The organism is Minwuia sp. (assembly GCF_048263705.1).
Taxonomy (GTDB): domain Bacteria; phylum Pseudomonadota; class Alphaproteobacteria; order Minwuiales; family Minwuiaceae; genus Minwuia.
On sequence record NZ_JBLXDV010000005.1, the window covers coordinates 161,171 to 175,262 of the forward strand.

The following is a 14,092-nucleotide window of genomic DNA, read 5'->3' on the forward strand; positions in this document are numbered from 1 at the left end:
CAGATCACTCTTTCGGCTTCGGACCACGATATTCCTCATGGCAGGCCTTGCAGGTCTTGCCCATGTCGCCCAGCGCGGCCAGCGTCTTGGCACGGTCGCCACCTTCAGCCGCAACCAGCAACGCGGCAGCCGCCTTGTCGGTCTTTTCCATGGCCGCCTTGAAGCCGTCCCAGTCGGTCCAGATGTTCGGCTTGGCCCGGTATTCGGCAGAGCCTTCCGGGAACAGCTTGAGCATATCGCCCATCAGCAGTTTCGCGGTCTGTGCATGCTGCACCGCATCGCCTTCGCCATCGCCGATGGCTTTCATGGCGCCGCCGACGCCCTTCATCGCCTTGACCCGCTGGTCAGACATCGAACCATGCGCCCCTGCGAAGGCCGCTCCGGCAGCGAAAACCATCGCTGCACCGACAATCATGAGCTTCTTCATCAACGTCACTCCCTGTGATTCTTGTGGCCATCATGGTGGTCGGCCAATCCCGACCATTGTTGCGGGCCAGCGTTGCGATAACAAGACAGGGCTTGTGATTATTCGCGGGCAATCGGATCACCGACGCGTGAGCGAGCGCGCGCTACAGGCCCGCCATCAGGTGAGATCCGGCAATCAGCAGCAGCAGGCCGCTCGCGAGCGCCAGTCCGATATTCGAGGTCAGCCAGAGCAGGCAGGAAGCGACGAGGAGCGCACCGATCTCCACCGGTCCGGCACGGACGATGACCGGCGCGATGACCGCGGCGATGGCGCATCCGGGCAGGACATCGAACAGCTTGCGTACCGGTCCGTCGGCACTGATGCGGGAACCGAGCAGATAGCCCGCTAGACGCGAGGAGAAGACGATGGCCACGATCATCACGATGGCCAGATAGCCCGATTCGGTCTCAGTCACGCACCCGTCTCCGCATCAGCACCGAGGAGAGCGCGCCGGCACCCACCGCCCCCAGCAGGATGAAGTGCGGTGCCGCGACATACGACAGGACGACCGCCACCAGAGCGGAGACAGCCCAGGGCAGGCGCGGCCCGACGGGGTTCTTCGCCAGCAGGACAAGGACCAGTGCCAGAAAGATCACGCCCCCGAATCCGATGGCCGCAACTGTCACCGGGTCCAGCATCTCCGGCAGCAGATTGCCAAGCAGCACACCGACCATCCAGGACACGTAGAGCGTCATCGAACTGCCGCAGAAGAACGCCGTCAGTTCCGCCCGCCCCCGCTCCCGCATGGCCAGCGCCCAGCTGGCATCGACCAGCGTGAAGATCGCCAGCAGCCGAAGCGGCCAGGGTGCCTGCCGGAAATCGGCGGACAGGCTGAGGCCCATCAGGATGTTCCGCGTCGAGACCAGCGCCACCGAGATGGCGATCGCCAGATAGGGCAGCGGATGCGACCACAGCGGCAGCGCCGAGAACTGCGCCGCTCCGGCGAAGGCCGTCGCACTCATCACGAGGCTCTGGTCAGCGGGCATGCCCAGCGCAATCGCGGTCGAACCGAACACAAGCCCGAACATGAAGGCGCCAATGGCAAAACCTGCAGAGGCGCGCGCGCCCTGCATCATGCTGGATGCTGTTGACATCTGGAAAGGTGTTCTCCGGGATGGATCAGGCGCAAGAATGCGCCCGTGCGACGCCGAAAATCAAGCCGAGGTCGCAATGACACGCGCGTTCCGGCCCGGTGTGCACTAATCGCGAGGGTCAAGTTTTTTTGAAAGGCGGCTTTAGCGATGACGGATTCCGAGGACGCGCTGGTCCTGTTCATGCCTTCGGGCCGCCGGGGCCGGTTTGAGGTCGGTACGCCCCTGCTGGACGCCGCCCGCTCGCTGGGGGTCTATGTCGAAAGTGTCTGCGGCGGACGGGGCCTCTGCGGGCGCTGCCAGATCACCCCGACGCCGGGCCAGTTCGCCAAGCACAAGATCACCTCGAAGCTGGAACACCTGTCGCCATCCGGCGAGGTGGAGGCCCGCTATGCGAAGCGCCGCGCCCTGCCCGCGGATCGCCGCCTGTCCTGCCAGGCGAAGATCCTCGGCGATCTGGTGGTCGATGTGCCGACCGATTCCGCGGTCAACAAGCAGGTCGTCCGCAAGCGCGCCGAAACGCGCAAGATCGACCGGGACCCCGCGACCCGCCTGATGTATGTCGAGGTCGTCGAACCGGACATGGCCAACCCTTCCGGTGACCTGGACCGGTTGCGGCAGGCGCTTGAGAGGGAGTGGATGGTCAAGGGCGCGCGCATAGACTCCCTGCTCTACCCGCAACTGCAGTCGATCCTGCGCAAGGGCGACTGGAAGGTGACGGCTGCAGTCCACGACGATGGCGACGGCCCGCTGATCACCGCGCTCTGGCCGGGCCTCCAGCAGCGCGCGTTCGGACTGGCGGTGGATATCGGTTCGACCACCATCGCCGCGCATCTGACCGATCTGATGAGCGGGCGCACCGTTGCCTCGGCGGGCACGGCCAACCCGCAGGTCCGTTTCGGCGAGGACCTGATGAGCCGGGTTTCCTATGTCATGATGAACCCGGATGGCCTGCCCGCCCTGACCGAAGCCGTGCGTGGCGCGATCAACGGGCTGACGGAGAAGGTTGCGGCGCAGGCGGATACGACACGCGACCAGATTCTGGAAGCGGCCTTCGTCGGCAATCCGGTGATGCACCATATCTTCCTCGGTATCGACCCGACAGAACTGGGCGGCGCGCCGTTCGCGCTGGCGGTGTCCGGCGCCATCCACATGCCTGCGCGCGACATCGGCGTGGAGATCCATCCGGGCGGACAGGTCTATGTCCTGCCGTGCATCGCCGGTCACGTGGGTGCCGACGCCGCCGCTGCCACGCTGGCGGAATCGCCACATCGGACCGACAGGATCACATTGCTGGTCGATGTCGGCACCAATGCCGAGATCATCCTGGGCAGCAAGGACCGTCTGCTCGCCGCGTCCTCGCCCACCGGCCCCGCCTTTGAAGGTGCCGAGATCTCCTGCGGTCAGCGCGCCGCTCCTGGTGCGATCGAGCGCGTGCGCATCGACCCGGAAACCCTGGAGTCGCGGATCAAGGTCGTCGGCTGCGATCACTGGTCGGACGCCCCTGAGTTCGCCGAAGAGGTGCCATCGGTCGGGGTCACCGGCATCTGCGGGTCCGGCATCGTCGAAACCATCGCCGAGATGTTCCTGGCCGGAATCATCTCGGAAGACGGTGTGATCAACGGCGCGCTGGCCGAGCGATCGGATCGCGTCTTCGCCAACGACCGCACCTACACCTACATGTTGTGGAAGGGCGACGGCATCGACATCACCATCAACCAGACCGACGTCCGGGCGATCCAGCTCGCCAAGGCAGCGCTCTATGCCGGTGTACGGCTGCTGATGGACAAGCTGGGCGTGGCGGAAGTCGAACGCATCCGTCTGGCAGGTGCGTTCGGCAGCTACATCGATCCGAAATACGCCATGGTGCTCGGCCTGATCCCCGACTGCGAGGTCGAGCATGTCGCGGCAGTCGGCAACGCCGCCGGCACCGGCGCGCGCATGGCCCTGCTGAACAGGGGACACCGGCGCGAGGTCGAGCAACTGGTCCGGGACGTCGAGAAGATCGAAACCGCCATGGAACCGAAATTCCAGGAGCATTTCGTCAACGCCATGGCGCTGCCCAACAAGGTCGAGCCCTTCCCGCGTCTGGCCAAGACCGTCGCCCTGCCCCGGAAGCAGCCGCGCAGTGGCGGCGAGGAAGGTGGCGGGAGCCGACGACGCGGCGGACGTCGACACCGATGATGGCTTGTTTTCGGAAATTTTTGTAGTTACATTAATTGTCAAAGATGCCCGAGTTCGAATGGGACGACAGAAAGAGCGAAGAGACCCGACGCGGCTTTGGCTTCGAGATCGTGCATGAAGTGGACTGGGAATTTGCAGTCCTGTCTGAAGTCCAGTTTTTACATGGCGAGGAGCGCGAGCTTTGGTTGGCCCCCACACCTCGCAATCTTCTGGTTGTCGTGATCGTTGAGAGAGGCCGTATGACGCGTGTGGTTTCGATCCGAACGGCAAAGCAGCGCGAAATCGAGAGATGGAGACATGAGATCAATGCCTAAACGACCGCCTGTGATACCTGACAACACCCCCGAACAAGAGGCGGCGACACGTCGTGCGATCACCGAAGACCCCGATACGTGGGAGATCGCAGAGGATTCAGTGCCAATCCGGGTCGGCAGGCCGCCGGGCCGGACCAAGGAACAGGTCACCGTGCGGCTGGACAAGGACCTGATTTCGGAACTGAAGAAGCCCGACCCGAAAGGCTGGCAGACGCGCCTCAACGCGGCCGCGCGCGCCGGGCTGAAGATGTGAGGGTGCTGTCATGACAGAGATGTTCCGCAGCGATGGCGGTGGGTTGTCCCGGCCCGATACGGGCACGCTGGTCGCCAGGGCCGCCGATCAGACGGACTGGCAGGTCAGTGCGCCGGGGTTTCTGGTGAAGCCGCTTTATGAAGACGCCGGCAGCAACCAGCGGACCTGGCTGATGAAGGTCGAGCCCGGCGCCTATTCACCCCCGCATGCGCATGAGGAACTGGAGCAGTTTCTGGTGATCGAAGGCCAGTTCAGCGACGGCGAGGTCACCTATGGTCCCGGCGACTTTGCCATCCGCGCGCCGGGTGCCATCCACGAAGCCAGCAGTGAAAGCGGCGCGCTCGTCGTTCTGTTCTACAGCAGCTAAAGCTTCTCGATCTCCGGCAGGACCGGCGGTTCGTTCAGGGCCGCCTGCCCGGCGACCAGGGCCAGATCGCCCGAACGCATCGCCTGAGACCAGCCGACGACGGCGTGGACCGCACCGGCAGCATAGCCCATCGCTTCCTGCATCGGCGCGCCGTCCAGCCATCTGGCCATGAACACGCCAGCGAAGAGGTCACCCGTGCCGTGCGGCGCTTCGGGGATCAGCGGCATCTGCACGCGCCAGCAGCCGTCACGCGTGACCAGCTGCGCCGCGACCATGCCCGTGTCGGCTGGCGACGAGGTGCAGATGACAGCCTTCGGTCCCTTTTCGACAAGGCTCAGGGCAGCTTCGCGGCAATCACCGATCAAATCGACGTTTCGACCGGACAGGTGCGCCAGTTCGAACCGGTTCGGCAGCATGACCGACGCCAGCGGGACAAGGCGCGAGGCCACCGCATCGGCAATTTCCGGCGCGACATAGAGGCCGGTATGGGAATCGCCCAGCACCGGATCCAGAATGAACGGCACGGTCGCGCCGAGATCGGCGACCGTCTCGGCCACGATATCGGCATTCTCGGCATCGGCGAGATAGCCCGAGAAGACTGCGTCCGGCTCGGCCCTCGACCGCAGCGAAGCGATCATCTGGCGGACTGTATCCGGCGGCGTGCGCAGGGCAGCGGGCTTGCCGTGCCCCGGATGGTGACTGAGTATGATCGTCGGCACATCCCAGACCTCATGCCCCAAGCGCCGCAATGCGTAGGCTGTCGCCGCGTTGCCGACATGGCCCATCGCCACCTGGCTTGAGATGCTCAGGATTACCAAGGTTTGCATTCCCCACGTTGCAGAAGTTCCGCTCAGCCTTATATTGCGCGAAATTTTTTCAGGGAGAAAACCAAATGGCCGTTTCCGTCCGTCCCCGCCGCTCCGTCCTCTACATGCCGGGCTCCAACGCCCGCGCGCTGGAGAAGGCGAAGACCATCGCCGCCGACGCGCTGATCCTGGACCTGGAGGACGCAGTGTCCCCCGACGCCAAGGCAACCGCACGCGAGCAGGTCTGCAACGCGGTGACCGAAGGCGGCTATGGCAAGCGCGAGATGATCATCCGCGTGAACGGGCTGGACACGGACTGGGGTGCCGACGACATCGCCGCTGTCTGCAAGGCCGGGCCGGACGCCATGCTGGTGCCCAAGATCAACGACGCCGACACGGTGAAGAAACTGGTCAAGGCCATGGACGACGCCGGTGCGCCGAAGTCGATGGCGCTGTGGTGCATGATGGAGACGCCGATCGGCATTCTGAACGCCAAGGAGATCGCTGCCGCCTCGGATCGCGTCGCGGTCTGGGTCATGGGCACCAACGACATCGCCAAGGATACGGGCGCGCAGCATACGCCGATGCGCCTGCCGATGATCACGGCGCTGGGCCTGTGCATGCTCGCGGCCCGCGCCTACGGCATCCAGATCCTCGACGGTGTCTACAATGACATCAAGGACGACGACGGCTTCCGCGCCACCTGCGAGCAGGGCCTGGAACTGGGCTTCGACGGCAAGACGCTGATCCACCCCTCACAGGTTGCGCCCTGCAACGAGGTCTTCTCGCCCACGGAAGCTCAACTGGAAGCGGCGGCCCGTATCGTGGCCGGTTTCGAGGAAGCCCAGCGCGAAGGCAAGGGCGTGGTCACGGTCGATGGCCGCATGATCGAGAACCTGCATGTGGAGCAGGCGAAGAAGCAGCTTGCGCTGGCCGAAGCCGTGAAGGAACTGTCAGCCGCGTGACGCTGCCCTGAATTCGCGAAGTGTGGCCGGTTCGATCGCCTTGAAGAACCGGTCCACCTTCACCCCGTCGCTCGACAGCGGCAGAATCAGGCGCACGTAACCCCACATCCTGTCGTCCAGCCCGACATATTCACGCCGGGCCAGTGTCGGCTTGCGCGTCGAGGCGGCCAGCTTGGCAGCATCCACAACAGCCTGCGCATCATCCTCCAGGAAAAAGTCGTTCGTTGTCTTGCTGCGCAGTTCACCGCCATGCTTCGCGCAGACTTCCGTGCCAGCCAGGCGCACACGCAGACACTCCGGCTCGGTCTCCAGGTCCAGCAGCATGACGTAGGGCATCAGCTTCTTCGGGACATCGAAAGGTTCGATCCGCCGGGGCAGGCTTTCACCGGACGCCTGCTGCCAGAAGTCCACCATGGCTTTCAGCATGGGATACTGGCCGATCTCCGACAGGTCGATTTCTGTATGCCGACTGGGCATCAGCGTGGCAAAGCGGGACGGAGTGGCAACCATGGAAAATCCTGTACGACGGAAACTTGATACTTGCGTCCAAGGACTAACCGACATGCCTTAACAAGGCGTTAGGGCGTTTCGGCAATTGATCGAAACGGTCAAACGCACGGGGTGTCACCCGCCCCCGTGCGGAGGCAACCGACGACCCCGCGAACGCCGCAGTCCGGAACTCGGCGCGTCAGTCAACGACAGGACTGTTCTGGGCTTTCGGGGCAATCACCGCATCCAGAGCCACGCCACCGTCCGCCCGCGCCACGAACGGATTGATGTCGATGCTTTCGAATCGGTCCGCATTCGCAGCCGCGAAGACGGACAGGCGTGACAGCATGTTGGCGAGCGCCACCAGATCAACGGCCTTCGTACCGCGCGCGCCTTCCAGCAGCGGCAGGCTTCTCAGTTCGCGGATCATGCGCATGGCTTCGCCGGGTCCGAACGGCGCCACGCGGAAACTGACATCCTTGAACACCTCGACGAAGACACCACCCAGCCCGAACATCACCGTCGGGCCGAAGACCGGGTCGTTCTGCACGCCGATGATGGTCTCGACGCCCGGTTCAGCCATGGGCGCGACCAGCACACCGTCAACGCTGGCCGACGGCATATGCTGCCTTGCGCCAGCCGTGATCGCCTCGAACGCGTCGGCGGCGGTCTCTTCCGAGACGTTCAGCTTCACACCGCCAATGTCGGTCTTGTGCTGAATATCGGCGGACAGAATCTTCATGACGCACCGACCGCCAAGTGCCTGCACCGCAGCGCGGGCCTCATCCGCGGATGTCGCAACCTTCATCTCGGGATACGGCACGCCGACGCCGGCCAGCAATTCAGCCGCGTCATGCTCGTTCAGGATCTTCGAGGGGATCCGGACGTCGGCGTCCAGTGCGGGCAGCGGATCGCTTTCCCTGCCCTGGTCGAAGCCTTCGCGGATGCGCGCCAGCGCTTCCATGATCCGCAGGCCCCGGTTCATCTCCTCGATCACCAGATAGCCGTTGTCCTCGAACTTCCGGCGGTTCTCGTCCGAGCACAGCATGGAGACGGCCATGATCGCTTCCGGGTATTTCGCACGGATTTCGGGGAAGATCTTGTTCAGGCCCTCCATGATCCGGTCCGAGAAGCCGACCGCCGACAGGAACACCATCGTCATGTCCACCTTGCCGTGTTCCAGCATGGCTTCCAGTCCCTGCTGCAGCAGGTCGAACTGGTTGGTCGCCATGGCGGTCACATCGACCGGATTGCGCGCGGCGGCATAGGGCATCGCGGCCTTCACCGCGTCCTGCGCGATCTGAGGCAGTTCCGGCACGTCCAGACCGATCTTCTCGGCCTCGTCGGAGGCCATCACCCCTGCCCCGCCGGACACGGTCACGACCCCCAGACGACGCCCCTGAGGCAGCGGGCTGACCAGCGCTGCCGCCGCCACATCCATCATCTCTTCCAGACTGTGGACGCGCAGCACGCCGAACTGCTTGAACACGGCATCGAAGATCGCGTCGGCACCCGCGAGCGAGGCCGTATGCGTGGCGGCCGCCGCCGCACCGACCTCGGATGAACCAACCTTCATGCAGATCACCGGCTTGCCCGCCTCGCGCGCCATCTTCAGCGCCGTGATCAGCCGGTCCGGGTTCTTGCAGCCTTCCATATAGGCTGTGATGACCTTCGTCTCCGCGTCCGACGCGCCATAGGCAATGCAGTCGGCGATATCGACATCGACCTCATTGCCGGTGGCAACCCAGGTGCGAATGCCGAGACCCCGGTCGCGGGCCTGCACCAGAATATGCGCTCCGACTGCGCCCGACTGGGTCATGATGGTCAGCCCACCGGGGACCGGCCAGCCATGGTCGAACATGGTCGAGAACGTACCGATGGCCCAGTTGTCCGGCGTCAGCATCCCCAGGCAGTTCGGGCCGCAGATCAGCATGCCCGACTCTTCGGCAACCTTGCGCATCTCGTCCTGCCAGACGGCACCGTCGCCGCCGACCTCGGCGAAGGAGGAAGAGAAGATCACCAGCGACTTCACCCCGGCTTCGGCACAGGCCTTCACCGCCCCCAGCACCGCCGGCGCGGGGATGGTGATGATGCACATGTCGATGGGTTTGCCGACATCGCGGATGTCCTTGTAGGCCTTCAGACCCTGGATCTCGTCTTCCTTCGGATTGATCGGATAAATGGGGCCGCCGAAAGGCGCCTGGATCATGTAGCGGATCGGGCGGCCGCCGAATTTGTAGGGCTCGTTCGATGCGCCGATGACCGCGATGGACTTGGGATTGATCAGCGGACTCAGATCGCGGGGTTGGCTCATGGGGAAGGTGTCTCTTTTCAGGCTGCAAGTTGCATGAGATCAGCCATCGAGGGCTGATCTTCGATGGTCATGATGGCGGCGCGCAGGGCGCCTGCGCGATTGTCGCCGATGATCGGCTCGGCCAGCATTCTGAACTTGTGCGCGATCCGCTCGGCCTGATGGTCGACATCCCGCGCCGGGATGCCGGAATCATGCTCGACGGTGATCGAGCGGCCATCCTTCAGGCGCACGGTCATCTCGGACCATGTCGCGGTCTGCCCGTCGACGAGATCGACCGAAATTTTCTCACGCAATGCATTAAGATTGGAGTCCAATGCATTATTTTCATTGAAATTCGACATGCCCGCCGTGTCGATCCCGGCAAGCGCGAAAGCCGCAGTCATGCGCAGCGAGAATTTCGTTTCGAGACCGGTCTTCGGTTCGGGAATGTTGCACACGCGGTCCGCGCCCTTCTCGACGCGCAGGGTCACGCTCTCGATGTCATCGTGGACAATGCCGCGATCGATGCGCAGCTTGTTGCCGCATTCGATGGCCGCGTGGGTCAGATAGCAGGCCGCGTGATATTTGAAGAGATTGTTGCGGATGTGATAGCCGCCACCCGGTGCCGGGCCCACGGCCTCCTCGGGATGGAAATGCTTCGAGTGCGTGTCGGCGAACCCCTGGGCGCAGTCGAGAATGTCATCCCGCGACGAGAAGCCCTTCTGAGCCATCGTGGCTGCCAGCAAACCCGACTCCGTCGCACGACCTGCGTGAAAGGGTTTGCAGTCGGTACCGAACTGGCTTTTCAGACCCGCCGCCATGGTGCCAGCGATGCCGAAGGCGCGCGCCATCTGATCCGCATCCAGCCCCATCAGGCGGCCACACGCCGCCGCCGCGCCGAATGTGCCCGCCGTCGCGGTCGAGTGGAACCCCATCGCGTAATGGCCCGGCATCACCAGCGCGCCCACCCGACAGGCCGTCTCATAGCCCGCCACGAAGGCCGTCAGCACATCGCGCCCGTTCGCATCCATCCGCTCGGCCAGCGCCAGCAGTCCGCCCGCGACCGCAACCGTGGCGTGACCGGACAGCGTGATGTTCACATCGTCATAGTCATGTGCGTGACTCGCGGTGCCGTTGACCACGGCCGCCTGACGGCTCGCCAGTTTCACGCCGCGTCCGACCAGCGTCGACTGCGGGTTGCCACCCTGATCCTCGGCGTCAGCCGCGACGATGGCCGTGCAGTGTTCGGTCGCTCCGGCCAGCGTCACGCCGAACCAGTCCAGCAGGCACTGCCGCGCAACCGCCTTCGCCTCGTCGTCAATATCCTCGAAACGCAGGCTGGCCGCTTTCACCGCCAGATCGCGGGTGACGTGGGTTTCCATTGCGATGTCTCCTTCAGCGCCCCTTGAACACGGGTTTCCGCTTCTCGGCGAAGGCCAGCATGGCTTCCTTCGAGTCTTCGGATTTGCCCAGTTCCCAGGTCATGGTCTGCTCGAAACGGTAGCCGTCGCGCAGGCTCATTTCCTCGAACGTGTTGGCTGAATGCTTGGCGATTTCCATCGCGACCGGACTCTTGGAAGCAATCTCCGCAGCGATGGCATGCGCGGTCGGGATCAGCTCATCGCGCGGCACGCATGCCTCTGCGACGCCCAGCCGGTAGCATTCCTCACCCGAGACCTGCATGCCGGTGAACATCATGCGGCGCATGCGGCTGTGCCCGAACAGGCGCATGCAGTGGCGCCCGCCGCCCGCCAGCCCGACATTGATCTCGGGCAGCCCAAGGCGCGCGTCATCGGCGCAGACGATGATGTCTGCAGACGCAACCAGTGCCAGCCCCGCGCCCAGCGCCACGCCACCAACGGCAGCCACGACCGGCGTCCGGCATTCCATGATCGAATGGAAGCATTCACGCGCGCGGCGGCTGTGCTGCCAGTGATCGCCCGGCCCGCGTTTCGCGTTCGCCCGGTTCTTGATCTCCGCGCCTGCCGAGAAATGCTTGAAGTCCGAACACAGCAGGATGGCGCGCACTTCCGGCGCATCCGACAGGGTGTCGAACACCTGCATCATCTGGTCGTGGAACGGCTGGGACTGCGCGTTGACCGGACCGGCGGCCATGGTCACGGTGGCCACGTGATCGTCACCGATCTCGCAGCGGATCAGCTCGGTGCTGTAGTCGGGGGCGCTCACGCGAAGTACGCCGTGATGGTTTCGGCGACCAGTGCCGGGCGTTCCTGCCCGTCGATCTCCATCCGCGTTTCGGTGACCAGTTGTGTCCCGCCACCGCCCATGTCGTTGACTTCCTTGATCTTCATGCCCAGACGCACCTTGCTGCCGGCGGGCACCATGTTGGTGAAGCGCAGCTTGTTCGAGCCGTAGTTGATGCCGTTCTTCAGCTTCTCGACCTTCACCATCTCGTACATCAGTTGCGGGATCAGGGAGAGCGTCAGGAAGCCGTGAGCGATGCACTTGCCGCCGGGCATCTCGTTCTTCGCCCGCTCCACATCGACATGGATCCACTGATGGTCGCCGGTGGCGTCGGCGAAGGCCTGGATCATGTCCTGATCGACTTCCACCCAGCGCGACACGCCCAGATCGGCGCCCACATGGTTCTTGAGATCGTTCGGTGTCTCGACAGTCAGCATGATGTTCCCTCCCCAAGGAATGCGTTGATGGTCAATTGAAAGCGGTTTGGCCGGACAAAGCAATTGCCCGCCTTTGAATAGCTATATTGCGCCATCCTGCCAGGGCTTCAGCGCGGCGTAGATCGTGCGTGCGATGGGTGCGTCCAGACCAAGCTGCTCCGACATCCGCATGACCGCACCAACGCCCACGTCGATCTCAAGCCGCTTCCCCGCCTCCACATCGACCAGCGTCGAACTCTTCATGCCTTCCGGAGCGGCGTTCAGTGTCTTCAGGACCTTCTCTACGCTGTCGTCCGGCATGCCGACGCCCCGCGCCCGCGCCACGGCGTCCGTCTCCAGCATCAATCCCTTCAGCAACGCCTGAAGCTCAGGGATCGTCTGGGCAGCGCCGATCGGCAATCGGCTGACCGAGGTCACGCCGCTGGATGCGGCCCACAGGATGAACTTGCGCCAGAGATCGATCTCGATGTCCTGCGACAGGGACACTTCCATGCCGGTCCGGCATCCCGCCTCGACGAGCCAGTCGATGGGTTCGCCCGCCTTTCCTTCCAGCGCACCGACAATGAGACCGATGCGCGGCGACTTGTGGACGATCAGGCCGGGGGCGTCGATGTTGGACGGCACATGGGCAATGCCCGAAGTCACGCGGTGGGCGCCGAAGCGGTCACCCAGATAGCCCATCGCCTCGACCCCGTTCAGGACGGGCACGATGGCCGTGTCTGGGGTCAGTACCGGTTCGAACTGGTTCGCGGCCGCTTCCAGATCGTAGCTCTTCACGCACACAAGCAGCAGATCGACCGGGCCGACGTCCGCTGGATTGTCTGTGGCCTTCGTTTCCGGCACATGCCGGTCGCCAAGCGGGCTTTTGATCTGCAGGCCGTTCGCACGCATGGCCTGCAGATGCGCTCCGCGGGCGATGAAAGACACATCCGCGCCGTCTGCCGCGAGAAATCCGCCGAACAGGCCGCCAAGCCCGCCAGCACCGAACACACAGACTCTCATGGTTGCTCGCCCCCGCGATCAGTAGGAACGCGGCAGCCCCAGAATGTTCTGCGCGACATAGTTCAGGATCATGTTGGTCGAGATCGGCGCGGTCTGGAACAGGCGGCATTCACGCCATTTGCGCTCGATCTGGAAGTCCTTGGCGAAGGCAAAGCCGCCATGCGCCGTGAAACAGGCTTCCGCCGCATGCCACGCCGCTTCCGAGGCCAGCATCTTCGCGATATTGGCAGCCTCCCCGCAGTCCAGTCCCGCCTGGAACAGGGCCGCGCCCTGCCGGATCATCATGTCGGCGGCTTCCAGTTCGGCATAGGCCCGCGCGATGGGATGCTGGATGGCCTGATTCTGCCCGATGGCCCGACCGAAGACCTGCCGGTCGTTCGAATAGGTCACGGCCCTGTCGATGAACCAGCGGCCATCGCCCAGCGCTTCGGAGGCGACCAGTACACGCTCGGCGTTCATGCCCGACAGGATGTACTTGAAGCCCTTGCCTTCGTCCCCGATCAGGGACGAGGCCGGGATCCGCATGTTGTCGAAGAAGACTTCGTTGGTGTTGTGGTTGACCATCGTCGGGATGGGCCGGATCTCGCAGCCGTTGCCGACCAGATCGCGCAGGTCGATCAGGAACACCGACAGGCCGTCGGTGCGCTTGGCCGTCTGATCCGCCGGCGTCGTCCGCGCCAGCAGCAGCATCAGGTCGGACTGCAGCGCGCGGCTGGTCCAGATCTTCTGACCGTTGACGACATATTCATCGCCTTCGCGCACGGCTCGGGTTTTCAACTGCGTCGTATCCGATCCCGTCGTCGGCTCAGTGACGCCAAAGGCCTGAAGCCGCAGTTCGCCGGTCGCGATCTTGGGCAGATATTGCTGCTTCTGTTCTTCCGAACCGTGCCGCAGGACCGTGCCCATGATGTACATCTGGGCATGACAGGCGGCGGCCGAACAGCCGCTGGCGTGAATGGTTTCCAGGATCACGGACGCGGCGCGCAGGGGCAGACCCGATCCGCCGTATTCTTCCGGAATCAGCGCGGCGAGATAGCCGCTTTCGGTCAGCGCGTTGACGAAGTCGAACGGATACTCCGAGGCGTCATCCAGCTTCTGCCAGTATTCGGGTGGAAACTTCTCGCAGATGCGGCGCACCTGGTCGCGCAGCTCCGGCCAGTCCTTGCCCAGTTCCAGCATTGCCGTCTCGGGCGCAGTCATCGTTGTATCAGCGTTCATGC

16 protein-coding genes are annotated in these 14,092 nt (G+C 64.0%); 5 read left to right on the top strand and 11 right to left on the bottom strand.

Annotation, left to right across the window (positions count from 1 at the left end):
• Positions 1 to 4: 4 nt before the first annotated feature.
• From ACN0X7_RS09360 to ACN0X7_RS09370, 3 genes are all read right to left on the bottom strand, one after another.
• A complete protein-coding gene (locus tag ACN0X7_RS09360; protein WP_417516462.1) occupies positions 5 to 427 on the bottom strand; it encodes a c-type cytochrome in 423 nt (140 codons plus the stop codon).
• 142 nt (positions 428 to 569) lie between these two features.
• On the bottom strand, positions 570 to 881 hold the full coding sequence (locus ACN0X7_RS09365; RefSeq protein WP_417516464.1) for an AzlD domain-containing protein: 312 nt from the start codon (positions 879 to 881) through the stop codon (positions 570 to 572).
• Entirely contained in the window at positions 874 to 1,560 is a 687-nt protein-coding gene (locus tag ACN0X7_RS09370) for an AzlC family ABC transporter permease (RefSeq protein WP_417516466.1), read from the bottom strand. The genes ACN0X7_RS09365 and ACN0X7_RS09370 overlap by 8 nt, the downstream gene beginning before the upstream one ends.
• A 147-nt stretch (positions 1,561 to 1,707) precedes the next feature.
• Between ACN0X7_RS09370 and ACN0X7_RS09375 the strand changes: the two genes are divergently transcribed.
• The 4 genes from ACN0X7_RS09375 to ACN0X7_RS09390 are packed head-to-tail and all read left to right on the top strand — an operon-like array spanning position 1,708 to position 4,675.
• Positions 1,708 to 3,741 carry an ASKHA domain-containing protein gene (locus ACN0X7_RS09375; RefSeq protein ID WP_417516468.1) on the top strand — a complete coding sequence of 678 codons (2,034 nt, stop codon included), beginning with the start codon at positions 1,708 to 1,710 and terminating at the stop codon, positions 3,739 to 3,741.
• Between the two features lie 44 nt (positions 3,742 to 3,785).
• A complete protein-coding gene (locus tag ACN0X7_RS09380) occupies positions 3,786 to 4,055 on the top strand; it encodes a BrnT family toxin (protein WP_417516470.1) in 270 nt (89 codons plus the stop codon).
• Positions 4,048 to 4,308 carry a BrnA antitoxin family protein gene (locus ACN0X7_RS09385; RefSeq protein ID WP_417516472.1) on the top strand — a complete coding sequence of 87 codons (261 nt, stop codon included), beginning with the start codon at positions 4,048 to 4,050 and terminating at the stop codon, positions 4,306 to 4,308. Before ACN0X7_RS09380 ends, ACN0X7_RS09385 begins: the two co-directional genes overlap by 8 nt.
• 10 nt (positions 4,309 to 4,318) lie before the next feature.
• Positions 4,319 to 4,675, top strand: a complete 357-nt coding sequence (locus ACN0X7_RS09390; RefSeq protein ID WP_417516474.1) for a cupin domain-containing protein — start codon at positions 4,319 to 4,321, stop codon at positions 4,673 to 4,675.
• Here the strand turns inward: ACN0X7_RS09390 and pdxY are convergent.
• Positions 4,672 to 5,493: a pyridoxal kinase gene (gene pdxY / locus ACN0X7_RS09395; protein ID WP_417516476.1), complete on the bottom strand. Its 822-nt coding sequence runs from the start codon at positions 5,491 to 5,493 to the stop codon at positions 4,672 to 4,674. The genes ACN0X7_RS09390 and pdxY overlap by 4 nt on opposite strands.
• A gap of 74 nt (positions 5,494 to 5,567) precedes the next feature.
• Here pdxY and ACN0X7_RS09400 point away from each other — a divergent pair, with 74 nt between their 5' ends.
• A complete protein-coding gene (locus tag ACN0X7_RS09400; RefSeq protein WP_417516478.1) occupies positions 5,568 to 6,446 on the top strand; it encodes an HpcH/HpaI aldolase/citrate lyase family protein in 879 nt (292 codons plus the stop codon).
• Here ACN0X7_RS09400 and ACN0X7_RS09405 read toward each other — a convergent pair.
• The 7 genes from ACN0X7_RS09405 to ACN0X7_RS09435 form a co-directional block, all read right to left on the bottom strand.
• Positions 6,435 to 6,956: a PAS domain-containing protein gene (locus ACN0X7_RS09405; protein ID WP_417516480.1), complete on the bottom strand. Its 522-nt coding sequence runs from the start codon at positions 6,954 to 6,956 to the stop codon at positions 6,435 to 6,437. The two genes, ACN0X7_RS09400 and ACN0X7_RS09405, sit on opposite strands and share 12 nt — an antisense overlap.
• Positions 6,957 to 7,134: 178 nt before the next feature.
• Positions 7,135 to 9,249 carry an acetate--CoA ligase family protein gene (locus tag ACN0X7_RS09410; RefSeq protein WP_417516482.1) on the bottom strand — a complete coding sequence of 705 codons (2,115 nt, stop codon included), beginning with the start codon at positions 9,247 to 9,249 and terminating at the stop codon, positions 7,135 to 7,137.
• A gap of 17 nt (positions 9,250 to 9,266) precedes the next feature.
• Complete coding sequence (locus ACN0X7_RS09415; RefSeq protein WP_417516484.1) at positions 9,267 to 10,610, bottom strand: MmgE/PrpD family protein; 1,344 nt, start codon at positions 10,608 to 10,610, stop codon at positions 9,267 to 9,269.
• Positions 10,611 to 10,623: 13 nt separating this feature from the next.
• On the bottom strand, positions 10,624 to 11,415 hold the full coding sequence (locus tag ACN0X7_RS09420; protein WP_417516486.1) for an enoyl-CoA hydratase/isomerase family protein: 792 nt from the start codon (positions 11,413 to 11,415) through the stop codon (positions 10,624 to 10,626).
• On the bottom strand, positions 11,412 to 11,870 hold the full coding sequence (locus ACN0X7_RS09425; protein WP_417516488.1) for a MaoC family dehydratase: 459 nt from the start codon (positions 11,868 to 11,870) through the stop codon (positions 11,412 to 11,414). Before ACN0X7_RS09425 ends, ACN0X7_RS09420 begins: the two co-directional genes overlap by 4 nt.
• Before the next feature lie 81 nt (positions 11,871 to 11,951).
• Positions 11,952 to 12,872 (bottom strand): ketopantoate reductase family protein, encoded by a 921-nt coding sequence (locus ACN0X7_RS09430; protein WP_417516490.1) that lies wholly within the window; start codon positions 12,870 to 12,872, stop codon positions 11,952 to 11,954.
• Positions 12,873 to 12,890: 18 nt separating this feature from the next.
• Positions 12,891 to 14,090, bottom strand: a complete 1,200-nt coding sequence (locus ACN0X7_RS09435; protein WP_417516492.1) for an acyl-CoA dehydrogenase family protein — start codon at positions 14,088 to 14,090, stop codon at positions 12,891 to 12,893.
• Positions 14,091 to 14,092 lie beyond the last annotated feature (2 nt).